Genomic DNA, 24,871 nt, shown 5'->3' with positions numbered 1-24,871 from the left:
CGCGCAGCGGAAGCTCGCTTAGTTCTTCTGAACAGGGTTCAGGAGCGGATCGAGCGATATGGCCGGCAACATAGCTTCCACTGATATCTTGGCGCCGCTTGCTGCCATCTCGGAATTTTGCGAGCGGGTCCTGACCGCCTCGGGCGCCAGCCAGTCGACGGCAGAGGCCGCCACGAGAGCGATGATGCACGGAACCCGCCACGGCATCGACAGTCACGGCGTCCGGCTGCTGGCTCACTACGTGAAAGGACTGACCGAAGGGCGGCTCAATCCCAATCCGGCGCTGAAATTGGCAAGCGCCTTCGGCGCCATCGCCTCGCTGGACGCCGACAATGCCCATGGCGCGCTGGCGACCTATACCGCCATGGAGCATGCGACCCGTCTGGCGGGCGAGTTCGGCATCGGCGCCGTCGCGGTGCGTAACTCGTCGCATTTCGGCCCGGCCGGCGCCTATGCGATGGATGCGGCAAGCCGGGGCTTTATCGGTTTTACCTTCTGCAATTCCGACAGCTTTGTCCGTCTTCACGACGGCGCGATGCGTTTTCACGGCACCAACCCTATCGCCTGCGCCGTGCCGGTTCGGGGGCAAAATCCCTGGCTTTTCGATATGGCGACCAGCGCGGTTCCTTATAATCGCGTCCAGCTCTATCGCAGCCTCGGCCGCGACCTTCCATCCGGTGTTGCGTCGGACGAGCGCGGCCACGATACGACAAACCCCGATATCGCCGATATGCTGGCGCCGCTTGGCGGTGAATTCGGCTTCAAGGGCGCCGGGCTCGCCGGCATTTCCGAAATCCTCAGCGCCGTGCTCACGGGGATGAAGTTGAGTTTCGACGTCGCACCAATGCCAGGCCCCGATTTCTCGACGCCACGCGGACTTGGCGCCTTCGTCCTCGCGCTCAATCCGGCGGCGTTTCTCGACGTCGAAACTTTCGACGCCGCCATGACGCGCTATGTCGAGACGTTGCGCAATTCGCCGGCGCGCGATGGCTTCAATGTCATGGCACCCGGCGACCGGGAGTGGGCTGTGGCGGAGCGCCGGGAGCGCGAAGGCGTCACGATCGACCCGGTAACCGCGGCATCCTTCCGCAAGCTCGCCGCGGACTATGCTGTGAACTCGCCTATTTGACGTCATGCGGCGGATTGACGCACAACTTTGCCGATGGTACGTCTGATTCAATTGGTCAGGCCATTTGACCGATTGCGCGCTTGAGGAGGCGCGTCAGGGGGAGGCAGCCATGTTTTCGGCCGTGGAGTCACGCCGCCTTTACAGGCAGGTGGCGGATCAGATTCGTCTTATGATAATCCGCGGCGACCTTGCCGTCGGGCACCGGTTGCCGGCCGAGCGCGACCTTGCCGAACAGCTCTCGGTGTCGCGGCCGACGGTGCGCGAAGCGCTGATCGTTCTTGAGGTTGAAGGTCTCGTCAACATCCGCATGGGCTCTGGCATCTATGTCGTGCGCCAGCATGCCGTCGGCAGCACGGGTAGCGAGCGGGAGCCGGTCGAGGGACCCTTCGAGCTGCTGCAGGCACGCGCGATCATCGAATGCGCCATTGCCGAAGAGGCCGCCAGGACTGCAAAGCCCGAGGATATCGAGCGTCTCGATGAGACACTGCAGCGCATGAGCGGCGTGGTCAACGATGCCAGTGCGGTGCTTGCCGCCGACCGTGCGTTTCACACCGGCATCGCCGCAATCGTACAGAATTCCACGCTGATCCGGGTCACCGGCGAAATGTTCGACATGCGCCTGACGCCCTATTTCGAGAAGCTGGCTAGCCACTTCGAGGGGCCGGTCACCTGGCGCTCTGCGGTGGACGAGCACCGCGTCATTCGCGATGCGATCGCCGCTGGCGACGCAGCGGGCGCGAAGGCTGCGATGCGCGCACATCTGACCATGTCGCAGAAGAGATTTTCCGAAAGCTTCGGGGAGGAGTTTTCGGGGGAGGAGGGGCGCGGCCAGCAGGCCGGGCCGAAAAAGGGAATTGCAGTTACTTAAACAGAGCTCAGGAGGAGAGAGCGATGAAAATGAAATTGGCAACGATCGTCTGCACGGCTGCGGCGATCATGGCATCGACGGCAATTGCACATGCGCAGACGGTTCTGAAATGGGCCCATGTCTACGAAACCTCGGAACCCTTCCACACGGAATCGGTCTGGGCCGCCGGCGAGATCAACAAGCGTACCAATGGCCGCTACAAGATCGACGTTTTCCCGGCTTCGCAGCTCGGCAAGGAAGCCGACATCAATCAGGGCCTGAAGCTCGGCACCGTCGATATCATCATCTCCGGCTCAAGCTTCGCCGCCCGCGACTACAAGCCGATCGGCGTCACCTATTTCCCCTATATCTTCCGCAGCCCGGAACACCTGATCGCCTATACCAAGAGCGACGTCTTCAAACGCCTCGCCAAGGGCTACGAGGACAAGACCGGCAACCACATTGCCGCCGTCAGCTACTACGGCACCCGCCACACGACCTCCAACAAGCCGATTGCCAAATGCGCCGACATGGCGGGGTTGAAGATCCGCGTGCCCGATGTGCCGGCCTATCTTGCCATGCCGCGCGCCTGCGGCGCCAACACGACGCCGATCGCATTCGCGGAAGTTTATCTGGCGCTCCAGAACGGCACGGTCGAGGCCCAGGAGAACCCGCTGACGACGATCGAGGCGAAGAAGTTCTATGAGGTTCAGAAGAACATCATCCTGACCGGCCACATCGTCGACCACCTCAACACGGTGGTCTCGAAGACACTGTGGGCGAGCCTTTCGGACGAAGACAAGAAGATCTTCGGTGACGTCATGCAGGAAGCCGCCGAGCGCACCACCAAGACGATCGAAGGCAAGGAAAACAGCCTGATCGCTACCTTCAAGGAGAAGGGTCTGAACGTCGCCGAGATCGACAAGGCCGATTTCGAGAAGACGGTCATGGACAAGGTGAAGTTCGAGGACTTCGGCTACGACAAGGCCGATTGGGAAGCGATCCGCGCGATTCAGTAAAGCCCGCGGCGCGGCGTCTCCGGACGCCGCGTCCATTCTTTCCGCAGGGGATCAACGCCGCTCATGACGCAAGAAATTCACACGCAGGTGACCGCCGAAGAGATCGGTCAGGAATTCGAAGGCCACGCGCCGACCGCCAACATTTCCGACTATGCCATCGAAGACTGGATCACGCTGATCGTCTTCTGGCTGATGGCGGGCTGTGTCTTCCTGCAGTTCTTCACCCGCTATGTGCTGAACGACAGCTACGCCTGGACCGAGGAAATTGCCATCAACTGCCTGATTGGCGTCGTTTTCCTTGGCGCGATCATGTGCGTGCGCACCTCGCGCCACATTCAGGTGGACGTCTTCTATCACTATATGCCGGCACGCCTGGCCCGCGTCCTCGCGACTGTCGTCGATATCGTCCGCATCGGCTTCTTCGCTTACGCCTGCCACCTGATGTGGCGCTATGTGGACGTTGTCGCCGACGAGCAGATGGTCACCATCGATCTGCCCCGCAACATCGTCTTCTACAGCGTGCTCGTCGCCTTCGTGCTGATGCTGATCCGTGCGGTGATCGTCTTCATCGCCAACATGCGCCGCGGCTACTCGGTTCTCGAGCGCCCCGAAGAATTCCAGACCGTCGAGGGTTGATCCAATGCTGCTGCTTCTTGGCTCTTTTCTGGTGCTGATGCTGATCGGCGTGCCCGTTGCTATCGCGATGGCCGTCGCCTCGGTGCTTTACATTGTTCTCTACGGTGTTGCGCCCGATATCATCGTGGCGCAGCGGATGATCGCCGGCGTCGAAAGTTTCCCGCTGCTCGCCGTGCCCTTCTTCATCCTCGCCGGCAATCTGATGAACTCGGCAGGCGTGACCGGCCGCATTTATTCCTTCGCGGTGGCCCTCGTCGGCTGGATGAAGGGCGGTTTGGCGCAGGTCAATATCATCGGTTCGGTGATCTTTTCCGGCATGTCCGGCACTGCTCTCGCCGATGCCGCCGGTATCGGCACCATCGAGATCAAGGCGATGAAGGACCACGGCTACCCGGTTGAAGCTGCTGTCGGCGTCACAGCCGCCTCGGCGACGCTCGGCCCGATCTTCCCGCCGTCGCTTCCCTTCGTCATCTACGGCATGATGGCGAATGTTTCTATCGGCGCGCTGTTCATGGCCGGCATTCTGCCGGGCATCGTCATGACGCTGCTGATGATGGTCACCGTTGCCGGTTTCGCCTATGTCAAACGCTGGGGTTCGGACGCGCCGTTCGACGTCAAACAGCTGCTTTCGGCCGGTATGGAAATCGTCGTGGTTCTCTTGGTGCCGCTGTCGATCTATCTGATGATGCTTGCCGGACTATCGATGAATGCCGCTGCCGGTATCGCGCTCTCGACGCTGCTCGGGCTCGACTGGTATTTCGGCTTCTCCGCCGTCATGGCGCTGATGACCCCCGTCATCCTGATCGGCGGCATGACGATGGGCTGGTTCACGCCGACAGAAGCGGCCGTCGCGGCCGTTCTCTGGTCGCTTTTCCTCGGCCTGGTGCGCTACCGGACGATGACATTCTCGACACTGGCGAAGGCAAGCTTCGATACGATCGAGACCACGGCTTCGGTGCTCTTCATCGTCACGGCCGCCTCGGTCTTCGCCTGGCTTCTGACCGTCAGTCAGGCGGCGCAGCTGCTGTCGGACGCGATCCTGTCGATCACCGACAACAAGTGGGTGTTCCTGATCCTGGTCAACTTGCTGATGCTCTTCGTCGGCTGCTTCCTCGATACGATCGCGGCGATCACCATTCTGGTGCCGATCCTGCTGCCGATTGTTGCCAAGTTCGGGATCGATCCGGTGCAGTTTGGCCTGATCATGACGTTGAACTTGATGATCGGGCTGCTGCATCCGCCGCTCGGCATGGTGCTGTTCGTGCTCTCGCGCGTGGCCAAGCTCTCGGTGGAGCGGACGACGATCGCCATTCTGCCATGGCTGGTGCCGCTCTTCGTCGCATTGATCTTGATCACCTTTGTGCCGTCTATATCTCTCTGGCTGCCGCAGCAGCTTGGCCTGTTGCGCTAGGAGGATGGGAATGCAGACGCGTCTGGCACGGCTTTATGCCAAGGGTGACTTGAGGATCGAGGCGGCTGAGGTTCTTGAACCCGGACCGGGAGAGGTTTTGCTGAAGATGGCGGCCGCAGGTATCTGCGGCTCCGACTTGCATTATTATCAGGACGGTGGCTTCGGCCCCGTCAGGGTTCGCGAGCCGATCATTCCGGGACATGAAGCGGCGGGGATTGTCGAAAAGGCGGGCGAGGGTGTTCCCCTGAAGGCGGGTACGCTCGTCGCGGTCAATCCGAGCCAACCCTGCGGCCATTGCGAATATTGCCAGAAGGGCATGCCGATCCATTGCCTGGAAATGCGCTTCATGGGCAGTGCCATGCGGCTGCCGCACGAGCAGGGGATGTTCCGCGAGTGGCTGGTGGTTCCCGCCAAGCAGTGCTTCGAAGCCGGGCCGGAAACAAGTGCGGCGGAGGCTGCCTGCAGCGAACCCTTGTCTGTCTGCCTGCATGCCGCCTCGCGGGCGGGAGAGATCAGGGGCAAGCGGGTTCTGGTCACCGGCGCCGGGCCGATCGGCTCCTTGATGGTTGCCGTTGTCAAACATCATGGCGCGGCGGAGATCGTCGTCACCGACCTTGCGGATGCCGCGCTGGAGCGTGCTGTGGCGATGGGTGCAACGCGTGCGGTCAATGTCTCCCAGGGCGCCGGGGCACTCGCGGAATTCGAGGCCGGCAAGGGCTATTTCGATCTCGTCTTCGAATGCTCCGCGGCAGCCCCGGCGATCCGCGGCGCGATCGCGACGGTGAAGCCGCGCGGGACGATCGTGCAGGTGGGTGTATCGGGCGAAGTTCCGGTGCCGCTCAATGCCATCGTTGCCAAGGAGCTGCATATCCACGGAACGCAGCGGTTCCACGAGGAATTCGCGACCGCCGTCGCGCTGATCTCAAGCCGGGCGATCGATGTCCGCCCGATCATCAGCCACAGCCTGCCGCTTGCGCAGGCAGATGCTGCCTTCCTGCTGGCGGGCGACAGGAGCGCCGCCTGCAAGGTGCAGCTGACCTTTTAGACGGGTAGCGCAACACCCAGCCGTTCGGCATGAGGCTTCAGTGAGTCCATGATGCCCGGAAACAGCACGACGCCGTCCTCGAGCGCCTTGCGCTTGCGGGCAAGGCCATTCTCGCCGGGAAGGCGCACACGCGCCACGCCGGGGCGGGGCGGATTGCTGTGGCAGGCGTCAACGAGCCAACCGGTCTGGCGCAGGAAGGCGTCACGGCCGCCGAAGGCATCGGGATCGAAGACCTGAACGGTGACCGCCGCATTGGTGCCCTTCGGCTGATCGACGCGGCCATAGCCGGCGAGGCCCTGGGTAAAGGCTTCGACATGCAGCGCCATGCCATACCCCTTCTGGCCGTGGTCGAGACCGCCGGTTGGAAGAAGCGTGCCGCCGCGCTCGATGACACGTGGGTCACGGCTCGGATTGCCGTTCTCGTCGAGCAGCCAGTCGTGCTCGTATTGCCTGCCTTCGCGAACCAGGCGCTGGGCCATGTTCACCGTGGTGATCGAGGCGCTGATATCGATGAGAATGGGATCGCCGGGTGTCGGGATGCCGTGGGCGACCGGGTTCGGCGTATAGACGCCCTTGGTGCCGCCGAAGGGGGCGACTTGCGCGCCCGAAGGGCTGGAACTGGCGATGCTGACCATGTAGCCGCGGTCTGTGGCGAGCGTCAGGTAGGCGGCGAGGCAGCCGATATGATGGCTGTCGGCAATCGTCACGGTGGCCGTTCCATATTGCGCGGCGCGATTGCTGGCGAGCTTGACGGCTTCGGACGTCAGCCAGGCGCCGGGCAGGCGCTTGCCCTTCCAAGCAATGGCCGGACCGCGATCCGAGATGACATCGGGGGCGCCCGAAACCGTCATCACACCGTCGGCAACGCTCTGCAGATACCAGCCTGCAAGCGCCAGACCGTGTGTCGTATGGCCGAGCAGGTCGGCTTCGACAAGAAATCGCGAGACGGCGTCCGCCTTGTCATCCTCAAGACCAGCCGCCGAGAACAGCGACGTTGCGAAGGCGCGCAGTGCCTCCGCCGGATAGCGTTTGTCTGTCGTATCGGCCATGTCAGCCTCCGTTGGTGTTCAGCGGGCGAGGAAGCGCGGATGCAGGGTCTCGCCGCGCAAGGTCGCCAACACATGTTCGGCCGCGATGACCGACATGGCGCGCTTGGCGTCGAGCGTGACGCCGGCGACATGCGGCGTGACGATGGTGTTCGGCAGCGAGAAAAGCGGGTTGTCCTTATCCGGCGGCTCGACGGCAAAACTATCGAGTCCGGCTCCTGCGAGGTGGCCGCTTTTCAACGCCGCAATCAGTGCCGCTTCGTCGACGACTTCGCCGCGCGCCGTATTCACGAGGTAAGCGCCGCGCTTCATCAGGCCGAGCCGTCTGGAGTCGATCAGGTCGCGCGTCTCAGGCGTCAGAGGGCAGTGCAGGCTGACGATGTCGGCGTTTGCCAGCAGTTTGTCGAGATCGGTCTCGCGGGTGACGTCTTCGAAGGCTTCGGCAGGCGTATGCGGATCGAAGGCGGAAATTTCCATGCCGAGCGCCTTCGCCATCTTGCCCAGCGTCTGGCCGATAAAGCCGAAGCCGACGATGCCGAGGCGCTGGCCGCGCAGCTCGCGGCCCTGATACTGGCCCTTGTCCCAAGTGCCATCGCGGATCAGCGCATCCTGCCGGGAAAAATCCTTCACCAGCGCCATGATAAGCGCCAGCGCGTGCTCGGCGACAGAAATGCCATTGCTGCCTGTCGTCATCGAAACGGGAATGCCGAGCTCGGCGGCCGCCTTGACGTCGATATCGTTGGTGCCGACGCCGTGTTTGGCGATATGGCGGAGGTTGCCGCCTGATGTCATTTCTTCGGGGCCGAGGACATCGGCAAGCAGGCGGATGATGGCACCCTGGGGCTGGTGCTCCTTCATCAGGGCAATCACCGTAGCGCGGTCGATATAGGGCTTGGTCTGGACGACCTTGACGCCTTCCTTCTCCAGGACTTCGCGCCCTTCGGGCGCAAGTTCTCCTCCGAGAACGAGAACGGTTCTCTGCATGCCTGCCTCCTCATTTCCTCCCGGAAAGCGGCGCAGTCTGCGCCGCCGGGTGCTACGCCGCCTTGCGCGGCGAGCGCGCCATCAGCCGGGCATAAGCGATGGCCGAGAGCATGTTGACGTGATTGGCCTTGCCGGTTCCGGCAATGTCGAAGGCCGTGCCGTGATCGACCGAGACGCGGTCGATCGGCAGCCCGAGCGATACGTTGACGGCGGTCTCGAAGGCGACGAGCTTGATCGGGATATGGCCCTGATCGTGATACTGGGCGATGACCAGATCGAAAGCGCCGTTATAGGCGCGGGCGAATACGGTATCGGCCGAGATCGGGCCAACGACATCGATGCCCTTGGCCTGCGCCAGCTCGACCGCTGGGGCCAGGAATTCGCTGTCCTCGGTGCCGAAGAGGCCGTTTTCGCCGCAGTGCGGATTGATGCCGGCGACGGCGATCCGCGGCTTCATCCCGAGACGCATGAAGTGATTATGGCCAGCCTGGATCGTCGCCAGCACGCGCTCCGTCTTGGCGCGCTCGATGGCGCCGCGCAGCGAGACGTGGGTGGAGACGTGAATGGTGTTCAGCCGCTCTGAGGCGAGCAGCATGAAGGAGCTCTTCGAGCCCGTCAGATGCGCGAGCAGGCCGGTATGGCCATCGAAATGATGACCGGCAAGATTCATCGCTTCCTTGTTGATCGGCGCGGTGACGATGACGTCGGCTTCGCCCGACATGGCGAGATCGACGGCGCGGCTGATGTATTTCACCGAGGCATCGCCTGCAACCGGGCTGACCTTGCCGATTTCAGGCAGTGGCGCGCCAAGCTCCACTTCGTCGACGGCGATCGTCGAGCCGTCTTCCGAGGCAGTGGGGCCGAAGCGCAGGCTGGTGCCGGTGGCGCGGTCGGCGCGAACGAGCGCTTCCGTATTGCCGACGATGACGAAATCCTTACGCTCGCCAGCCGGCATTGCCGCCAGCGCCTTGACGATCACTTCAGGGCCAACACCAGCGGGATCACCGAGCGTTACCGCCACTTTTGCATTCTTCGTCATCGTCAAATTCCCTTAAAAAGCAGCCTGGTAGATGGCGCGGATATCGTCACGCGCGAGTTCGCGGGGATTATTGTCGAGCAGGCGGCGGATCGCAAAGGCATCGTCCGCCATGGCATCGAGATCATCGGAGGGAACGCCAAGGCCCGAGAGCTTCATCTCGATGCCGAGATCGGCGCAGAAGGCATAGGCCGCATCGAAGACCGAGCTGACGTCATCGGATGTCTGGTGGCCGAGGGCGGCCATCACGGCGCGGGTCTTTTCCGGAACGGAAGGCGTGTTGAAGGCCAGCACATGCGGGAAGATCAGCGCGTTGGCGGCGCCATGCGCCACATGCCAGCGGGTGCCGAGCGGATAGGCCAGTGCATGCCCACCGGCGGTATTGACCGGACCGAGGCAGAAGCCGCCATAGAGCGAGGCAAGCGACAGACCGGCACGCGCTTCGGCATCGGCACCATCCTTGACGGCGCGGGCAAGATACTTGCCGACGAGGCGGGCGCCTTCTATCGCATAAATATCGATCATCGGATGGGCCTTGCGATTGGTGAAGGCCTCAACGCAATGAGCCATGGCATCGACACCCGTTGCAGCCGTCGTGCGGGCGGGAACGGTAAAGGTCAGACCGGGATCGATGACCGCGATATCGGCCAGCATGTAAAGGCTTTCGACGGCAAGCTTCACCTGCGTCGCGGGATCGGTGACGAGGGCGCGGGTGCCAGCCTCGCTGCCGGTTCCGGATGTCGTCGGAACCTGCGCCAGCGCCACCTTGCGCGGGCCGGTCACTTTGTGGGGGCCGACGACCTCGCGCAGCGTTTGCGGCGAACCGGCGAGAACGGCGGCGAGCTTGGCAAGATCCATGGCGCTGCCACCGCCGAAACCGACGATCAGCTCGGCATTGGCCGCATTCGCGGCGGCCAGCACCTTGTCGAGATTGGCAATGTCGGGCTCGGGAGTGACATCGGCGAACACGGAGACGTGGCCCGGCAGTTCCAACACATCGACACGCGACGCGTTGAACGCATCGGAGATGACGAGCGTGCGCGTATAGCCCTTGCTTTCCGCCCACTTGCCGAGCTTGTCGGCGGTGCCGACGCCAAACTCGATGACTTCAGGCCTGACAACCGTGATGGGCGAATCCAGACTGACCATGAACACGGCTCCTCCATAAATGCGGCCAAAGCCGTTATTGATGTAAAGTTGTTATATCAACTTCACGTTTCTGGCAATAAGCGAGGCGATGGTTTTTCAGCAGTTTTGCGGAAACGTTCTGAAGCGCATCCGATAAAATCGAGAAAATAGCCTATAAATCAGGATGTTGATGGCTTTCATCTTGTGCCGTCAACTGTGATGTCGCAAATCCAAGCTATGCCCGGCAGCTGCGAAATCACTTGTAAATAGACGAGTCGATCCCGCGTCAAAGCGCGCGGAATCGGCCGACTTGATCCTTCATACGGCTACATCGCTTGGCAGGCGAACATATTTGATCGCCCGGCGATAATAGGTGTAGGCGATGTGCAATGCTCCATCCGGCCCCTCGGTGATCGACGGATAGGAGAATTCGCGGTTGAGCGAGTCCTTAGAGTTGTTGCTGAGGCAATAGCCGTCGCCGGTATCGAGATCGATATGGCTATCGAAGCTCTTGCCGCTATTGGTGGAGATTGCCAGGCTGAGCGGTGCGCGCGGAACACCCCACACGGCCTTTCGCCTTGTTTCTGCTGCGCTTTCTGTGGCTTTCGCCTCGCCCTTATCGCTTTCGATCTCGTCGTAGAGCGACTCGCGGCGCGCATCCGATGTCTCGGCATTGCTGTGGTTGTAAACCATCGCAATCCGCCCGTCCGCCAGCTTGGTTGCCTGGATCGACGAGTTGTTGTTCGGCAGGTTGACCGGCTTCGGCGCCGACCAGCTCTCGCCATTGTCATCCGATTCCGAGGAGAGAACATGTTCGGAAAAACGGTTGCGGAAGAAAGCGACCATTTTACTTCCGTTGAGCGGAATGATGTTCATGTGGACGGCGCCGAGGCTGTCGGGCACGTCGATCATCGTCCAGCTCTCGCCCTGATCGCGCGATACGAGAACGCCTGCCGTGTCTGCATCGCCGCTCCAGCGCTGGCCGGGCAGGCTCACACAGCGGAATGCCGGCAGAAGCCAGGTTCCCGCGGAGTTGACGATGACAGGCTGGCGAACGAAGGTGCCGGGCAGATCGCAGAGAACACGGACGGATCCGAACGTCTTGCAACCATCTTCGGAGATGCGGCACTTTACAATTGACCCATCCTGGTCACCAGATGTCTGTGACGTGTAAAGCAGCCAGACGTTTCCGTCGGGGGCCTTGAAAATCAGCGGATTCTGCTCGGATTTTGCCGGATCGTCGGAGAGCTTTTCGGCTTCCGACCATTGATCCGACCCCGGCGCGAGGCGCGACATGTAAACGGAAATGTCGCCCATTCCCTCCATCGTTCCGCCGAACCAGACGCAGGTCAGCGTGCCATCGGCCAGAAAGGCCAGGTTGGCGGCATGGTTCTGGATGCAGGGTGACGGCAGGTAGGCGTCGGCCCGGCCGGGCTGCGCCGGATTGGGGCCGATTTTCCCGTTCATCAGCGCCGGAACGGCTTCCGGCGGCAGCGCGGTAAAGCYCATGACATCCTCCTCACGGCAGCTGCGCGTAACCTTCGGAAAGGGCGGCATAGTCGGCGTCGCTGAGGGCGACGAGCGGCGGGCGGGTGCGCTTCCAGGCGGCATTGCCGGTCTTCAGGCCGACCATCGCCTTGATCGTCGGGATCTGGACGTAGGAGTTGGAGAGCGTACGGTAGGCATTGATGCGGGCCTGGGCCTTCTCGACCTTGTCTGCCTGCGCTTCGTCATGGACGTGATCGTAAACGGCGCGCAGCGAGTCGGCGACGAGGTTGGAGGTCGCCGTGATGCAGCCGGCGCCGCCGGCCTTGAGGAGCGGCAGCAGCAGCGGATCGGCGCCGCAGAGAACCGAAAAATCCGGATAGGCGGCGATGATCGCCTGCATGTTGTTGAAATCGCCTGCAGATTCCTTGATGCCGACGACCGTGTCAGGGAAAGCCTCGATCAGGCGGCCGATCAGCGGAACGGACAGCGGAATGCCGGAGACCTGCGGGATGTGATAAAGGATCACCTGCAGGCGGCTGTCGTTGATGCCTTCGAAAATCGCCGAATAGGCGTTGAAGAGACCGTCGTCGGTCACGCCCTTGTAGTAGAAGGGCGGCAGCATCACGACGTTGGTGACGCCAAGCGAAAGCGCATGCTTTGTCAGCTCGATCGTTTCGGGAATGGCGGCAACGCCGGTGCCCGGAAGGAGCTTGTCAGGCGAGATGCCGGCCTTCAGCGCGGCTTCGAGCAGCATCCGGCGCTCGGCAATCGAAAAGGAGTTCGCTTCGCCTGTCGTGCCGAGCAGGGCAACGCCGTGGCAGCCTTCATCAAGCAGGCGCTTGCAATGCTCGGTGAAGAGCGCAACGTCGGGGCTGCCGTCGGCGTTCAAGGGCGTGGTGGCGGCGCTGAAAACGCCGGTGATCTTGTGATTGCTCAAAGCATCCTCCTCTGCAGCGTGATGCTGCTCCTGGCACTTGCCGTGCGTGACTTTTCCTCGAAATGATAAGTTGTTGTCAATCTTACAAGCTGCGTCAGAATGACGTTGGTATTTTATCTATATGAAATTAAATGATAAAAATTTTTTGCGTGGATTTGAAAGTTGAAAACGGCAAATTTGGATTGACAGATTTACATTATCGCGCAAATCTCAGGGGCATTGTAAGGCGTCCGGCTCGGGGAGGGTTTTCGAGTACGCGCTGTTTTGCCCATGGGAGGAATGTATGACAGACCGCAATGACAAGAATGCTTCCACGGTTTCGCGCCGCGACGCGCTGAAGCTCGGTCTCGCCGCCGGCGTCGGCTTCACGCTGTTTGGCATGAGCGCCCGCATCGTCATGGCTGACGACGGCCAGGTGCTGAAGGCCATCAATCCGGCCTTCGATCAGGACTGGTCGCCGCTGCGCGGCGGTGGCCGTACGTTCCGCTGGAATTCATTCTGGTGGGCCTCGCCGATGTATTTCGACGCCGAAGGCAAGCTCAATCCCTACGTCTTCACCAGCTGGGAATCCCCGGACAAGAAGGTCTGGACCTTCAAGATCGATCCGAAGGCTGTGTTCTCCGACGGCAGCAAGATCACCGCGGCCGACGTCAAGGGCTCCTGGGAAGTCGCTTCCCGCCCGAACACCAAGAGCCAGCGCGCCGATCAGGTCATGGGCAAGGTTGACGGTTACAAGGACGTCGCCGGCGGTTCGGCCACCGAGATCTCGGGCGTTGCCACGCCTGACGAAGGTACCGTCGTCGTCACGCTGACGGAAGCCGACCCGATCTTCTTCATGCGCCTTGCCAACCACATCATCCCGATCACCAAGGCTTCGCAGTCCAAGGGCAGCGATGGCGAGGAAGTGGCTGACTGGTACAAGCCCGACAACAGCGCCGTCTATTCCGGCCCGTTCAAGCTGACCGCGCTCGATATCGACGCTGGCACGCTGACCTTCGAGCCGAACGAGAACTTCTTCGGCACCAAGCCGAAGCTTGCCCGCATCGAGATCGCCTCGATCGAAGACAACGTCACGGCAACGCAGCTCATCAAGTCGGGCGAATACAATGCCCATACCGAGCTGGTCACCTCGACCATCATCCAGGACCTCGGCCCGGAATTCTCCGCCGGCCCGATCATCCCGACCAGCCAGCACTTCTGGTTCAACGTCAAGCGCGCGCCGATGGACGATCCGAAGGTTCGCCAGGCGCTGATCATGGCGATCGACCGCGACGGTCTCTTCAAGGCATCCTATCCGGATGGCCCGCACAAGAAGGCCGATCAGATCCTGAACTCGGTCCCGGGTGCCGACAATTCCGGCTTCGAGCCCTATCCCTACGATCCTGAGGGCGCCAAGAAGCTGCTCGCCGAATCCAGCTACGGCGGTCCCGATCGCCTGCCGAAGATCATGTTCGTCGGCATCTCGGCTCCGGCCATTCAGGCAGCTGCCCAGTTCATTGCTGAGCAGTGGCGCCAGAACCTCGGCATCACCGCCGTCGATATGAAGCCGCAGCAGGACTCCTATGCCGGTCCGGACCAGAACTCGGTCCAGATCTTCCGCGACGACGTCGGCACCCGCGTTCCGGATGCCGTGTCCTATCTCTCGGGCTGCATCGCCTCCACGTCGTCCAACGCCCAGAACAAGCTCGGCGGTTACAAGAACGACAAGGTGGATGCGGCTCTCGCAGAAGCGGCCACCAAGGCTGCTGACGATCCTGATCGCATCAAGCTCGCCCAGGATGCCCAGAAGGCATTCCGTGACGATTGGGCGTTCATTCCGTGGTATTCTCAGGCCATGTCCCGCTGGGCAACCAAGGACGTCAAGGGCATGGAGAAGAACCTCGACTGGCAGGTCGTCGCTCCCTGGGACGTATCGGTTGGCTGATTGAGACGGCAAAGCCGGTCTCTCCAGCCCCCAAGCAACCGCGCGAAGGCCTCAGGGTCTTCGCGCAAGTTTCAAGAAAAGGTGCGGTCCGCGTCAGTTTGCGGAGAACGTTCCTGACAACAGGTGGGAGGTGGCCTTGCTTCGCTACGTGTTAACGCGATTTGCCATCTGGATTCCGTCGGTTCTCGTCGTCATGCTTGCCGTCTATGCGATGGCATTCTACGGCGCCGGCGATCCGATCAAGCTGATCTTTCTTCGTGCGCCAGGCGACGTCGCCTATAATCCGGAGCGCATCGAAGCCATCCGCGAAAGTGCTGGCCTCAACAAGCCCTTCATCGAGCAGTTCGGCTATTACATCTGGAACCTGCTGCATGGCCAGTTCGGCAATTCGCTGACCTCAGGCCGTTCGGTCTGGGCCATGGTCTCGGCTGCCGCGCCTGTGTCCTTCAAGCTGGCGCTCTGTTCCATCATCCTGACGGCGGTTGTTGCGATCCCGCTCGGGATGATCGCCGCGCTGAACCAGAATTCCCGCATCGACTACACGATCATCGGCTCGGCGCTGTTCCTCTGGGCGATCCCGGCCTATGTCGCCGGTCCGCTGCTGATGGTCGGCCTCATCGTGCTCCTGCCGATGATCAAGGTGCCCTATGGCTGGGGCGGCGTCTTCGACGTGCGCATCATCCTGCCGCTGATCGTCTTGTCCTTCCAGCCGATCGCGCTGATCGTGCGCCAGACACGCGCCGCCGTCATCGAGGTGCTGTCGGAAGATTTCGTCCGCACCGCCCGCGCCAAGGGCGTTCCTGAACTGGTCGTGGCGCTGAAGCATATTCTGCGGCCCGTCCTGACGCCCGTCGTCACCCAGCTCGGCCTCATCATGATCACCATCGTCAACGGCGCGATCTTCGTCGAGCTGGTCTTCGGTCTGCCCGGCCTTGGACGCCTGACCGTGCAGGCGCTGACCAACTCGGACTACCCCGTCATCCTCGCGATCACGCTGATCGGATCCTTCCTCGTCATGGTCTCGAACCTGCTTGTCGATGTGCTCTATCCGATGCTTGATCCGCGTGCCAACGACGCAAGAAGGAGCCGCTGACCATGTCCGCCATCCCTCTCTCGACAATCGAAACTGCCGATGAACCGCCGGTCAGCCTGTGGCGTGACGCCTGGTTCCGCCTGAAGCGCAACAAGCTTGCTGTTTTCGGCCTGGCTGTCGTCCTGATCCTGGCATTCGCCGCGATCTTCGGTCCCTATCTGACGCCTTACGACTACCTCAGCCAGGATCTGCAGGCGCGTAACGCCGCCCCGTCCATGGCGCATCTGTTCGGAACCGATGATCTCGGTCGCGATGTCTTCAGCCGCGTCGTCTTCGGCACGCGTACGGCGTTTCTCGTCGCCGTGGTCGTCACCTTCATCGCCGTGCTGATTGGCCTGACGCTCGGCGCGGTCGCGGGCTTCTTCGGCAATCCGTTCGACCGCGTCATCATGTGGCTGACTGATGTCACCATGTCGGTACCCAACCTGCTGCTCGTCGTCGTCATCAACGCATCGCTGAAGTCGCCGATCACCAACTGGATGGAGGCGCAGTATCAGGCGACCCTCAATCCCTTCTATCGCCAGACGATCTGGGTCGACTTCCTGCTGGTCTTCGGTTCGATGGCGTTGATTTCCTGGCCGCCCTATGCACGCCTCGTCCGCGCCCAGGTGCTGTCGATCCGCAGCCGGCCCTATATTACCGCCGCACAGGCACTCGGTCTTTCCAACTGGGTCATCATCAAGCGCTACGTGATCCCGAACGCGCTCGGTCCGCTGATCGTCTCGGTCAGCGCTGGTCTCGGCACCGCGATGGTTCTGGAAAGCGCGTTCTCGTTCCTCGGCGTCGGCGTCAACCCGCCGACCCCCAGCTGGGGCAACATGATCTCGGATGGTCTGCGCGTCTGGCAGCATTATCCGCATCTTCTTGCCGCTCCGGCGGCCGTGCTCGGCCTTGCCTCGGTTGCCTTCAGCTTCCTCGGCGACGGTCTCAACGACGCGCTCAACCCGCGGGGCAACAAGTGATGAACACGAAGACATCAGAACGCCTTCTCGACGTCCGCGATCTCACCGTCGAGATCGATGGCCGCAACGGCCCCGCCGTCGTCGTCGATGGCATCGATCTCTATGTCAACAAGGGCGAGACGCTCGGCGTCGTCGGCGAATCCGGTTGCGGCAAGAGCCTGACGATGCTCTCGCTCATGCGATTGCTGCCGAACAAGATCAAGGTCACCAAGGGCAGCGCCGCCTTCGATGGCCGCGACTTGCAGAAGATGTCGAATTCCGAACTGCGCAAGGTGCGCGGCGGCGATATCGGCTTCGTCTTCCAGGATCCGATGACCTCGCTGAACCCGGTCATGCGTGTTGGAGCGCAAATATGCGAGCCGCTGATCTATCATCGCAAGATGAGCAAGGCGGAGGCACGTACCCGCGCCATCGAACTGCTGCGGCTCGTCGGCATTCCCGGCCCGGAAGAGCGGCTGATGGCCTATCCGCACGAGCTTTCGGGCGGCATGCGCCAGCGCGTGATGATCGCCATCGGGTTGGCCTGCAATCCGAAGCTCCTGATCGCCGACGAGCCGACGACGGCGCTCGACGTCACCATCCAGGCCCAGATCGTCGATCTGGTGAAGGATCTGCGCGCCAAGCTCGGCATGTCTGTCGTCTGGATCACCCACGATCTGGCGCTGATCGCCGGTCTGGTCGATCGCGTTGCCGTGCTTTATGCCGGCACCGTTGTCGAAGACGCGCCTGTCGACGAGCTCTATGCCCGTCCGAGCCATCCGTATACGCGCGGCCTTTTGGCCTCGATCCCGAAGCTCTCGGACGCGCCGACGAGTCGGCTTTCCTCGATCGGTGGAACGCCACCGGAGCCCGGCCGCCGCCCCAAGGGCTGCCCGTTTGCGCCGCGCTGTCCGCTGGCGGAAGCCATCTGCCACGAGCGGGTGCCGAAGCTCGAGCCCGTCGCCGGTGCCGGAAATCACCGCGCCGCATGCTTCGTCGTCCAGAAAATGCAGGAGGCTGCGTGATGGGTGCTCAACCGCTTCTGAAGGTCGAAAACCTCGTCAAGCATTTCCACGTCAAGCTCGGCGCCTTCGGCGACCGCTCGGCGACGGTTTATGCGCTCGACAATGTCAACCTCGACATCATGGAAGGTGAGACGCTGAGCCTCGTTGGAGAGTCCGGCTGCGGCAAGTCCACGACCGGTTTCACCATTCTCAACCTCTACAAGGCGACTTCGGGCCGCGTGGTCTATAAGGGCCAGGATCTGGCGACGCTCGACGAAAAGCAGATGCGGCCCTTCCGCCGCGACCTGCAGATCGTCTTCCAGGACCCGTATTCGACGCTCAACCCGCGCATGACCATCGGCGAGGCGATCGGCGAACCGATCCTCTTCCACAAGCTCTGCACCAAAGCTGAGCTGAAGGACAGGATCGCCGCGCTGCTGACCGATGTCGGCCTGCCGACCCGCTTTGCCCAGCGCTACCCGCACGAACTGTCCGGCGGCCAGCGCCAGCGCGTCGTCATTGCCCGCGCTCTCGCCTGCCAGCCGAAATTCATCGTCTGCGACGAGGCAATTTCGGCGCTCGACGTGTCGATCCAGGCGCAGATCATCAACCTGCTTCTCGACCTGCAGGACAAATACGGACTGACCTACCTCTTCATCGCCCACGACCTTGCCGTCGTGCGCCACATCAGCACCCGCGTCGGCGTCATGTATCTCGGCCGTCTGGCCGAGCTCGCGAGCCGCGAGGAGCTGTTCGACAACCCGCTCCATCCCTATACCAAGGCGCTGCTTTCCGCGGTTCCGGAAACCGATCCGGAGCATGAACGCACCCGTCAGCGGCAGATCCTGCAGGGTGATGTTCCGAGCCCGCTCAACCCGCCGTCTGGCTGCCGTTTCCACACGCGCTGCCCAGTGGCGATGGACGTCTGTTCGAAAGTCATTCCGGAATGGAAGGAAGCCAAACCAGGCCATCTGGTCGCCTGCCACGCCGTCAACACGGGACAGACTGCATGACGTTGAAAGCTGCCATCATTGCCGACGACCTGACGGGCGCGCTGGATACCGGCACGCCCTTCGTGGACGCCGGGCTTTCGGTGGCGGTGGCAATCGATGTCGAGACCGCCGATGAGGCGCTTGCCGCCGGAACGGATGTTGTGGTCATCAACACGGCGTCGCGGGCTTTGTCCGCGGACGAGGCGGCCGGACGTGTCCGGCTAGCTGCCAAGGCGCTGAGCGCCAGGCAACCCGGTATCGTGATGAAAAAGATCGACTCTCGGCTGAAGGGCAATGTCGCTGCGGAGTCCGCAGCTCTTGCGGACGCGCTCGGCCTTGCCAGGATCGTTGTCGCTCCTGCCATTCCCGATCAGGACCGGACCACCTATCGCGGCTTTGTCGTCGGCCGCGGCGTCGAAAAGCCGATCCCGGTTGCCGATCTCTTCGCCGGACGCGAACTGGACGTCTCGGTTGCCGACGCCGAAAGCGATTATGATCTCGACGATATCGTTCTCGCCAACGATTGGGCTTTGGTCCTGGGGGTCGGTGCACGCGGCCTCGGCTCGGCGCTTGCCCGAAAGCTTGGCCGGAGCGGTGGCCAGCCACTGCCGTTCGAGGCATCGCGCCGCACGCTCTTTGCCTTTGGTTCGCGTGACCCGATCACCTCGGCACAGATGAACCGGCTGGAAGCCTCCGGCACGCTGYGCGCCGCAATCGATGCGCCGATGGGCACCGTCGAATGCGGCGAGGGCCTTGCCCTTCCCGTGCTGCTCCGCTGCAGTGGCGAAATCTCGGGAGACGGCGCTGCCGTCGCCCGGCGTTTCGCCGGCGGCGTCAAGGCCGTCATCGACGACACCAAGCCCGACATGCTGATGGTCGGCGGCGGCGACACGGCGCTTGCGGTCTTTCGCGAACTCGGCATCCGCACATTGATGCCGAAGGGCGAGATCGAGGCTGGCGTGCCGTGGTTCGACGTTGCGGCTGCTGATGGACGGCATTTCCGGTGTGCGGTGAAATCCGGGGGCTTCGGCAATTCCGAGAGTCTGCTAAGACTGGTTCCACGGAATCAGGCGGCTTGAGCATGAGACCGACGGGGAGAATGGGCGTGGATGAAGCAAATGGCGCATCGCTGAATGCGGGGAACGGTCCGGCAGCAAAGCCGGAACGCGGCAAGGCCGTGAAGCTCGTCGATCGCGTCTTCGACCAGATCCTCGAGCGCATCCGCGCCGGCAACTATCCGCCGGATTCGCGCCTGCCTGGCGAACATGAACTCGCCTCGATGCTCGGCGTCTCGCGCCCGATCGTTCGCGATGCGCTGGCGAAGCTGCGCGAGCAGGGCACCGTTTATGCGCGCCAAGGCGCCGGCACCTTTGTCAGCGCCCACGGCTCGCCGACGACGCAGCTTGCCTACTCGCCGGTCAAGACGATCGCCGATATCCAGCGCTGCTATGAATTCCGCCTGACGATCGAGCCTGCGGCGGCCTATTTCGCGGCCAAGCGGCGCGATGAGCCGGCGATCCAGAAGATCGCCTCGGCGCTGTCGGATCTGCGCGAAGCGACGAGCCACCAGCTGCATCGCAGCGATGCGGATTTCGTCTTCCACCGCTGCGTCGCCGAGGCGGCAAACAATCACTATTACACTGCCTCGCTCGATGCGCTGAAGCCGCATATCGCGGTCGGCATGCATCTGCACGGCCTGTCGCTGCTCGGCCCGCGCCAGGGTCTCGAGCAGGTCTACGAAGAGCACAACGAAATCTACAGGGCTGTCGCCGAGGGGCGCGCCGACGATGCGCGGAACCTGATGCAGACCCACCTCGAAGGGTCGCGTGACCGCTTGTTCGAGGGCAGGGCGCTCGATCTGTCGTTCAAATAGCGCGTTTGCCGATATCGGCGATAGCGCAAGCCTCGCCGCCGCCGAAAATGCGCGAGCGGGTGAGGAAGCGTTTCTCGCGTCCATTGTCCAGCGAGAACATGCCCCCGCGTCCGGGTACAACGTCGATGATCAGTTGCGTGTGTTTCCACGCTTCGAACTGGCTGGCGCTGATATAGACCGGCACGCCGCCGATCTCGCCGAGCTTGACGTCGTTGTCGCCGATCATGAATTCGCTTGCGGGGTAGCACATCGGCGACGAGCCGTCGCAACAGCCGCCGGATTGGTGGAACAGGATATTCGGATGATCGGCACGGATTTCACCGATCAGTTCGAGAGCTGCGTCTGTGGCCAGCACGCGAGGCTCGCCTTCGATTGTTTCTTCCATTTGGTTCCTCCCGTGGTTGAGGAGAGGAAACCCCTCCCCAACCCCTCCCCACAAGGGGGAGGGGCTAGTCTGTTGCGCCCTTCCTGTCCGCAACACCGTCTCATCCGCATTGATGTTGCCGAAGAACGAGCGGGTGCCTCAAGGTAAGCCCCTCCCCCTTGTGGGGAGGGGTTGGGGAGGGGACTCTCCCTCCAAACGCTACTCTCAGAAGAACCCAAGCGACTTCGGGCTGTAGCTCACCAGCATGTTCTTGGTCTGCTGATAGTGATCGAGCATCATCTTGTGGGTCTCGCGGCCGATACCGGATTGCTTGTAGCCGCCGAAGGCCGCATGCGCCGGGTAGGCGTGGTAGCAATTCGTCCAGACGCGGCCGGCCTGGATTTCACGGCCGAAGCGGTAGGCGCGGTTGCCGTCGCGGGTCCAGACGCCGGCGCCGAGGCCATAGAGCGTGTCGTTGGCGATCTCCAGCGCTTCCTTCTCATCCTTGAAGGTCGTCACCGAGACCACCGGCCCGAAGATTTCCTCCTGGAAGATGCGCATCTTGTTGTGGCCCTTGAAGATCGTCGGCTTGACGTAGTAGCCGCTCGCAAGCTCGCCACCGAGATCGTTGCGGGCGCCGCCGGTCAGAACCTCGGCGCCTTCCTGGCGGCCGATATCGAGGTAGGCGAGGATCTTTTCCAGCTGCTCGCTCGATGCCTGAGCGCCGATCATCGTCGCGCTGTCCAACGGGTTGCCCTGCTTGATCGCTTCGACGCGCTTGACGGCCTTTTCCATGAAACGGTCATAGACGGATTCCTGGATGAGCGCGCGGCTCGGGCAGGTGCAGACCTCGCCCTGGTTCAGCGCAAACATTGCAAAGCCTTCGAGCGCCTTGTCGAGGAAGTCGTCATCCTCGGCCATCACATCGGCGAAGAAGATGTTGGGCGACTTGCCGCCGAGCTCAAGCGTCACCGGAATGAGGTTCTGGCTGGCATATTGCATGATCAGCCTGCCCGTAGAGGTTTCGCCGGTAAAGGCGATCTTGGCAATGCGCGGGCTGGTGGCGAGCGGCTTGCCGGCTTCGAGACCGAAACCGTTGACGATGTTGAGGACGCCGGGGGGCAGAAGATCGCCGATGATTTCCGCCCAGACGAGCAGCGATGCGGGCGTCTGTTCGGCCGGCTTGATGACGACGCAGTTGCCGGCGGCGAGCGCCGGAGCAAGCTTCCATGCGGCCATCAGGATCGGGAAGTTCCAGGGAATGATCTGGCCAACGACGCCGAGCGGTTCATGGAAATGATAGGCGACGGTGTCGTTGTCGATCTCGCCGATCGAGCCTTCCTGGGCGCGAATGCAGGATGCGAAATAGCGGAAGTGGTCGATTGCCAGCGGAATATCGGCGGCCATGGTTTCGCGGATCGGCTTGCCGTTGTCCCAGGTTTCGGCCTGTGCCAGAAGCTCCAGCTTGTCTTCCATGCGCTGGGCGATCTTCATCAGGATATTGGAGCGCTCGGCAGGCGCCGTTCTGCCCCACTTGTCCTTGGCGGCATGGGCCGCGTCGATCGCCGCGTTGATGTCCTTTTCGTCGGAGCGGGGGATTTCGCAGAGCTTGCCGCCGGTGACGGGCGTGATGTTGTCGAAATATTTCCCGCCGATCGGTTCGCGCCACTCGCCACCGATATAGTTGCCGTATTTCAGCTTGAACGGAGATTCGACGATCTTCTGATGCAGCATGTCATCCTCCCTTGATGATGCCAGGTTCGGGAACGAACCAGTGGAGGAAATCTGCGCGTCTTTTGGCTTTCGAAATACCCGCCCGGGGCAATGCCGCACTGCACACTGTCGCAGCGCTGCGACAGGCTTGAGAGCTCAGTGCAGGTTGAGCCGCTTCATCTTGCGGTGAAGCGTGGCGCGGCTCATGCCAAGATTGGCAGCGGCCTGCGAGACATTGCCGTTGGTGCGTGTCAGCGCCCGCATCAGCGCAGCGCGCTCCGCGTCCATCAGCGCCTCCTCGCCGTCGGCCGGGCGGCTTTCCTGCAGGGCATCGGCCGCGGGGATGCCGGCGGCGATCCGGCGGTCGTCGAGTTTCAGCGCCAGCCGGGCGGCACGCGTGGCGCCAAGCACCAGATCGTGACGGTCGACGGCAAGCAGGGCGGCAGCGGAATTGGAGCCTGAAGGCACCATCAGGAAACGGGAGCCTGCAAAGGCGCTGCGGAAGATATTGAGCTCGATACGCATCGCCGCGTCACGCACCGCCTGCGCCAGGATCGACAGGGTCATCTCGTTGACGTCGTCGCGGCAGGTGGAGATGTCGAGAGCGGCGGCCAGCTGGCCGCGATGGTCGCGGATCGGCGCGGTCGTGCAGCTGAGCTTGATGTTCGAAGAGAGGAAGTGCTGGTCGCGAAAGATCGAGACGGAGCGCTCGTCGGCCAGCGCCGTGCCGATGCCGTTCGTACCGACGCTCGCTTCTGTCCAGACCGAGCCGGTCCAGAGGCCGAGGTCGTTGAACTCCTTGTCGTCGGCACTGGCGCCGCGGCGCTCCAGTGCCACCCCTTCGCGGCAGGTCAGAAGCAGGCAGCAGCCTGCCTTGCCGACCGTCAGGAACAGCCGGTCGAGCTCATCGCTCGCGTCGCGGATCAGTTGTTCGGATTGTTCGCGGGCAAGCCGGAATTCCTGCTCGGTCAAGCGCAAGGGGGTGCGCTTCTCTTCCGGAGTCAGCTGATGCTTGTCCATGCAGCGGCGCCAGGAGGCAACGATCGGGGAGCTGGCTGCAGCAGAGTTCTGCTGCGCCCACGTGTAGACATGGTCGGCATGCGCTGTGGTTTCGTGCATCTGCTCCTCCCACGGAACGTAGACAGCAGTCTGGGGCAAATGCCGTCTCATTGCAATTCTGCTTAAGGAAGCAGCCTGTTCCATGTCTCAGGGGAACTGTCGCAGATCTGCGACAGTTCGCTGTTTCAGCTGGTCTTTGGCTGTGTGGCGGGCAGAAGCTTGCCGCGGGCAATCAGCCAGAGCGTGCCGATCGCGATCAGGCCGACCACGGCATTGACAGCGATGAAGATTACCACGGCCAGACCTTGGAGCGCCGCGTCGTCGCTATGGCTGGCAACGCGGATCGTGGCGGTGGCAAGGGCGGTCGCACCGAAGGTGAAGGCCCAGTAGGAACCAGCGAAGGGCTGCTCCATGATCCAGGGCAGGAGACGCAGCAGGATAGCCGCCTCCAGGATGGCGTAGCCGAGCATCGCATGAACCAGCATGTCGGGCGTCCCGCCGTTGACACTGAGATAGGCGACACTGCCGACCGCCGGAGGGGCGAGCTGGATACCCAGTGTCGGGCGCAGTTGCACGGCGAGTTCCGGCGCCGTCAGCAGGCGATGCAGCAACACCGAGTCGATCGCCAGCCAGGCGAAGAAGCCGGCGCCGAAGGCAAGCTGGCCGAGCTCATGGTGTCCGAGTGCACCGAGAACGATGGCGGAGACGAAGGAGCCGGCGACCGTCGGCAGATAAAGGACGGGTGTCGTGGCGGTCACATCACGGCCGCCCTGCCACAATCCTCCGGTCCGCCACAGGGCGAAGGCGAAGGTGAAGACGACGCCGACACCGAAGAGGAGTTCGGTCGCTGCCCGCGAATAGGGCAAGAGAGCGAGGCCAGCCAGCATGGTGGCGACACCGGCGAGGCCGACGAAGCAGCATTGAACGGCATGCTCCAGCTCGGCCAGTGCCTCGCTCCGGGCATTCAGCCATTTCAGGCCGTAGAGGACGCTGACGACGAGCCAGACGGCCACTGCCAGCAGGCTGAGGATCTCGCCCGGCGCGGCGGGCAAGCCCCAGACCGAGGCCGCCGCCCGCCAACTGTTGCCGAGCCCGGCAATGCCGAGAACCATGCCGAAGAAGGATGCCGGGACACGCGGCATCTGGAAACCGGCCCTTGCCGGCATGTCTGCAGCTTGCATTGCCATGACCTCGCTTCAACA

Annotated in this window: 23 protein-coding genes; 13 read left to right on the top strand and 10 right to left on the bottom strand. The window is 62.5% G+C overall.

What is annotated here, in order from left to right; genetic code table 11:
* Window positions 1–58 precede the first annotated feature (58 nt).
* From AC1DIJ_RS25830 to AC1DIJ_RS25805, 6 genes are all read left to right on the top strand, one after another.
* Window positions 59–1,129 (top strand): Ldh family oxidoreductase, encoded by a 1,071-nt coding sequence (locus tag AC1DIJ_RS25830; RefSeq protein WP_112388267.1) that lies wholly within the window; start codon window positions 59–61, stop codon window positions 1,127–1,129.
* A 109-nt stretch (window positions 1,130–1,238) separates the two neighbouring features.
* Entirely contained in the window at window positions 1,239–1,997 is a 759-nt protein-coding gene (locus tag AC1DIJ_RS25825) for a FadR/GntR family transcriptional regulator (RefSeq protein ID WP_112388266.1), read from the top strand.
* Between the two features lie 23 nt (window positions 1,998–2,020).
* Complete coding sequence (locus AC1DIJ_RS25820; protein WP_112446004.1) at window positions 2,021–2,995, top strand: sialic acid TRAP transporter substrate-binding protein SiaP; 975 nt, start codon at window positions 2,021–2,023, stop codon at window positions 2,993–2,995.
* Between the two features lie 63 nt (window positions 2,996–3,058).
* The gene (locus AC1DIJ_RS25815) at window positions 3,059–3,631 is read left to right on the top strand and encodes a TRAP transporter small permease (RefSeq protein WP_112388264.1); all 573 of its coding nucleotides are present in this window, start codon (window positions 3,059–3,061) and stop codon (window positions 3,629–3,631) included.
* A gap of 4 nt (window positions 3,632–3,635) precedes the next feature.
* Complete coding sequence (locus AC1DIJ_RS25810; protein WP_112388263.1) at window positions 3,636–5,042, top strand: TRAP transporter large permease; 1,407 nt, start codon at window positions 3,636–3,638, stop codon at window positions 5,040–5,042.
* Window positions 5,043–5,052: 10 nt separating this feature from the next.
* On the top strand, window positions 5,053–6,087 hold the full coding sequence (locus AC1DIJ_RS25805) for an L-idonate 5-dehydrogenase (protein ID WP_112388262.1): 1,035 nt from the start codon (window positions 5,053–5,055) through the stop codon (window positions 6,085–6,087).
* On the opposite strand, the gene AC1DIJ_RS25800 is transcribed toward AC1DIJ_RS25805, so the two are convergent.
* From AC1DIJ_RS25800 to AC1DIJ_RS25775, 6 genes are all read right to left on the bottom strand, one after another.
* Window positions 6,084–7,136, bottom strand: a complete 1,053-nt coding sequence (locus AC1DIJ_RS25800) for an Ldh family oxidoreductase (RefSeq protein WP_112388261.1) — start codon at window positions 7,134–7,136, stop codon at window positions 6,084–6,086. The genes AC1DIJ_RS25805 and AC1DIJ_RS25800 overlap by 4 nt on opposite strands.
* An 18-nt stretch (window positions 7,137–7,154) precedes the next feature.
* The gene (locus AC1DIJ_RS25795) at window positions 7,155–8,117 is read right to left on the bottom strand and encodes a hydroxyacid dehydrogenase (protein WP_112388260.1); all 963 of its coding nucleotides are present in this window, start codon (window positions 8,115–8,117) and stop codon (window positions 7,155–7,157) included.
* A 52-nt stretch (window positions 8,118–8,169) separates the two neighbouring features.
* Window positions 8,170–9,156 carry a 4-hydroxythreonine-4-phosphate dehydrogenase PdxA gene (gene pdxA / locus AC1DIJ_RS25790; RefSeq protein WP_112388259.1) on the bottom strand — a complete coding sequence of 329 codons (987 nt, stop codon included), beginning with the start codon at window positions 9,154–9,156 and terminating at the stop codon, window positions 8,170–8,172.
* A gap of 12 nt (window positions 9,157–9,168) precedes the next feature.
* Window positions 9,169–10,302, bottom strand: coding sequence for an iron-containing alcohol dehydrogenase (locus tag AC1DIJ_RS25785; RefSeq protein ID WP_112388258.1), 1,134 nt, complete (start codon window positions 10,300–10,302; stop codon window positions 9,169–9,171).
* Window positions 10,303–10,599: 297 nt separating this feature from the next.
* Window positions 10,600–11,790 (bottom strand): sialidase family protein, encoded by a 1,191-nt coding sequence (locus AC1DIJ_RS25780; RefSeq protein WP_477831665.1) that lies wholly within the window; start codon window positions 11,788–11,790, stop codon window positions 10,600–10,602.
* A gap of 10 nt (window positions 11,791–11,800) precedes the next feature.
* Window positions 11,801–12,706 carry a dihydrodipicolinate synthase family protein gene (locus AC1DIJ_RS25775; protein WP_112388256.1) on the bottom strand — a complete coding sequence of 302 codons (906 nt, stop codon included), beginning with the start codon at window positions 12,704–12,706 and terminating at the stop codon, window positions 11,801–11,803.
* 283 nt (window positions 12,707–12,989) lie between these two features.
* On the opposite strand from AC1DIJ_RS25775, the gene AC1DIJ_RS25770 reads away from it, so the two are divergent.
* The 7 genes from AC1DIJ_RS25770 (at window position 12,990) to AC1DIJ_RS25740 (ending at window position 20,533) form a co-directional block, all read left to right on the top strand.
* Window positions 12,990–14,630 (top strand): ABC transporter substrate-binding protein, encoded by a 1,641-nt coding sequence (locus tag AC1DIJ_RS25770; RefSeq protein ID WP_112388255.1) that lies wholly within the window; start codon window positions 12,990–12,992, stop codon window positions 14,628–14,630.
* A 136-nt stretch (window positions 14,631–14,766) separates the two neighbouring features.
* Window positions 14,767–15,723 carry an ABC transporter permease gene (locus AC1DIJ_RS25765; RefSeq protein WP_112388991.1) on the top strand — a complete coding sequence of 319 codons (957 nt, stop codon included), beginning with the start codon at window positions 14,767–14,769 and terminating at the stop codon, window positions 15,721–15,723.
* Window positions 15,724–15,725: 2 nt separating this feature from the next.
* Window positions 15,726–16,685, top strand: coding sequence for an ABC transporter permease (locus tag AC1DIJ_RS25760; RefSeq protein ID WP_112388254.1), 960 nt, complete (start codon window positions 15,726–15,728; stop codon window positions 16,683–16,685).
* Entirely contained in the window at window positions 16,685–17,689 is a 1,005-nt protein-coding gene (locus tag AC1DIJ_RS25755) for an ABC transporter ATP-binding protein (protein WP_112388253.1), read from the top strand. The genes AC1DIJ_RS25760 and AC1DIJ_RS25755 overlap by 1 nt, the downstream gene beginning before the upstream one ends.
* Entirely contained in the window at window positions 17,689–18,681 is a 993-nt protein-coding gene (locus tag AC1DIJ_RS25750) for an ABC transporter ATP-binding protein (protein ID WP_112388252.1), read from the top strand. Before AC1DIJ_RS25755 ends, AC1DIJ_RS25750 begins: the two co-directional genes overlap by 1 nt.
* A complete protein-coding gene (locus tag AC1DIJ_RS25745; protein WP_477831664.1) occupies window positions 18,678–19,739 on the top strand; it encodes a four-carbon acid sugar kinase family protein in 1,062 nt (353 codons plus the stop codon). The genes AC1DIJ_RS25750 and AC1DIJ_RS25745 overlap by 4 nt, the downstream gene beginning before the upstream one ends.
* Before the next feature lie 26 nt (window positions 19,740–19,765).
* The gene (locus AC1DIJ_RS25740) at window positions 19,766–20,533 is read left to right on the top strand and encodes a FadR/GntR family transcriptional regulator (RefSeq protein ID WP_310291159.1); all 768 of its coding nucleotides are present in this window, start codon (window positions 19,766–19,768) and stop codon (window positions 20,531–20,533) included.
* Here the strand turns inward: AC1DIJ_RS25740 and AC1DIJ_RS25735 are convergent.
* The 4 genes from AC1DIJ_RS25735 to tehA form a co-directional block, all read right to left on the bottom strand.
* Complete coding sequence (locus tag AC1DIJ_RS25735; protein ID WP_112388249.1) at window positions 20,526–20,918, bottom strand: DUF779 domain-containing protein; 393 nt, start codon at window positions 20,916–20,918, stop codon at window positions 20,526–20,528. The two genes, AC1DIJ_RS25740 and AC1DIJ_RS25735, sit on opposite strands and share 8 nt — an antisense overlap.
* 204 nt (window positions 20,919–21,122) lie before the next feature.
* On the bottom strand, window positions 21,123–22,631 hold the full coding sequence (gene adh / locus AC1DIJ_RS25730; protein ID WP_112388248.1) for an aldehyde dehydrogenase: 1,509 nt from the start codon (window positions 22,629–22,631) through the stop codon (window positions 21,123–21,125).
* A 135-nt stretch (window positions 22,632–22,766) separates the two neighbouring features.
* Window positions 22,767–23,729, bottom strand: a complete 963-nt coding sequence (locus AC1DIJ_RS25725; protein ID WP_112388247.1) for a helix-turn-helix domain-containing protein — start codon at window positions 23,727–23,729, stop codon at window positions 22,767–22,769.
* A 125-nt stretch (window positions 23,730–23,854) separates the two neighbouring features.
* Entirely contained in the window at window positions 23,855–24,856 is a 1,002-nt protein-coding gene (gene tehA / locus AC1DIJ_RS25720; RefSeq protein ID WP_112388246.1) for a dicarboxylate transporter/tellurite-resistance protein TehA, read from the bottom strand.
* Window positions 24,857–24,871: the final 15 nt, after the last annotated feature.

The organism is Rhizobium sp. 10N427 (assembly GCF_056394605.1).
Note: the sequence above shows the minus strand (reverse complement) of the source record. Positions and strands in the feature narration are given on the sequence as shown.

Excerpts from the sequence above, each read along its gene's own strand:
- AC1DIJ_RS25735 (WP_112388249.1), bottom strand. The coding sequence starts at position 20,918 with ATGGAAGAAACAATCGAAGGCGAGCCTCGCGTGCTGGCCACAGACGCA.
- AC1DIJ_RS25770 (WP_112388255.1), top strand. The coding sequence starts at position 12,990 with ATGACAGACCGCAATGACAAGAATGCTTCCACGGTTTCGCGCCGCGAC.
- AC1DIJ_RS25805 (WP_112388262.1), top strand. The coding sequence starts at position 5,053 with ATGCAGACGCGTCTGGCACGGCTTTATGCCAAGGGTGACTTGAGGATC.
- AC1DIJ_RS25810 (WP_112388263.1), top strand. The coding sequence starts at position 3,636 with ATGCTGCTGCTTCTTGGCTCTTTTCTGGTGCTGATGCTGATCGGCGTG.
- pdxA (WP_112388259.1), bottom strand. The coding sequence starts at position 9,156 with ATGACGAAGAATGCAAAAGTGGCGGTAACGCTCGGTGATCCCGCTGGT.
- AC1DIJ_RS25830 (WP_112388267.1), top strand. The coding sequence starts at position 59 with ATGGCCGGCAACATAGCTTCCACTGATATCTTGGCGCCGCTTGCTGCC.
- AC1DIJ_RS25815 (WP_112388264.1), top strand. The coding sequence starts at position 3,059 with ATGACGCAAGAAATTCACACGCAGGTGACCGCCGAAGAGATCGGTCAG.
- AC1DIJ_RS25795 (WP_112388260.1), bottom strand. The coding sequence starts at position 8,117 with ATGCAGAGAACCGTTCTCGTTCTCGGAGGAGAACTTGCGCCCGAAGGG.
- AC1DIJ_RS25755 (WP_112388253.1), top strand. The coding sequence starts at position 16,685 with ATGAACACGAAGACATCAGAACGCCTTCTCGACGTCCGCGATCTCACC.
- tehA (WP_112388246.1), bottom strand. The coding sequence starts at position 24,856 with ATGGCAATGCAAGCTGCAGACATGCCGGCAAGGGCCGGTTTCCAGATG.
- AC1DIJ_RS25725 (WP_112388247.1), bottom strand. The coding sequence starts at position 23,729 with ATGCACGAAACCACAGCGCATGCCGACCATGTCTACACGTGGGCGCAG.
- AC1DIJ_RS25785 (WP_112388258.1), bottom strand. The coding sequence starts at position 10,302 with ATGGTCAGTCTGGATTCGCCCATCACGGTTGTCAGGCCTGAAGTCATC.
- AC1DIJ_RS25820 (WP_112446004.1), top strand. The coding sequence starts at position 2,021 with ATGAAAATGAAATTGGCAACGATCGTCTGCACGGCTGCGGCGATCATG.
- AC1DIJ_RS25760 (WP_112388254.1), top strand. The coding sequence starts at position 15,726 with ATGTCCGCCATCCCTCTCTCGACAATCGAAACTGCCGATGAACCGCCG.
- AC1DIJ_RS25800 (WP_112388261.1), bottom strand. The coding sequence starts at position 7,136 with ATGGCCGATACGACAGACAAACGCTATCCGGCGGAGGCACTGCGCGCC.
- adh (WP_112388248.1), bottom strand. The coding sequence starts at position 22,631 with ATGCTGCATCAGAAGATCGTCGAATCTCCGTTCAAGCTGAAATACGGC.
- AC1DIJ_RS25825 (WP_112388266.1), top strand. The coding sequence starts at position 1,239 with ATGTTTTCGGCCGTGGAGTCACGCCGCCTTTACAGGCAGGTGGCGGAT.
- AC1DIJ_RS25750 (WP_112388252.1), top strand. The coding sequence starts at position 17,689 with ATGGGTGCTCAACCGCTTCTGAAGGTCGAAAACCTCGTCAAGCATTTC.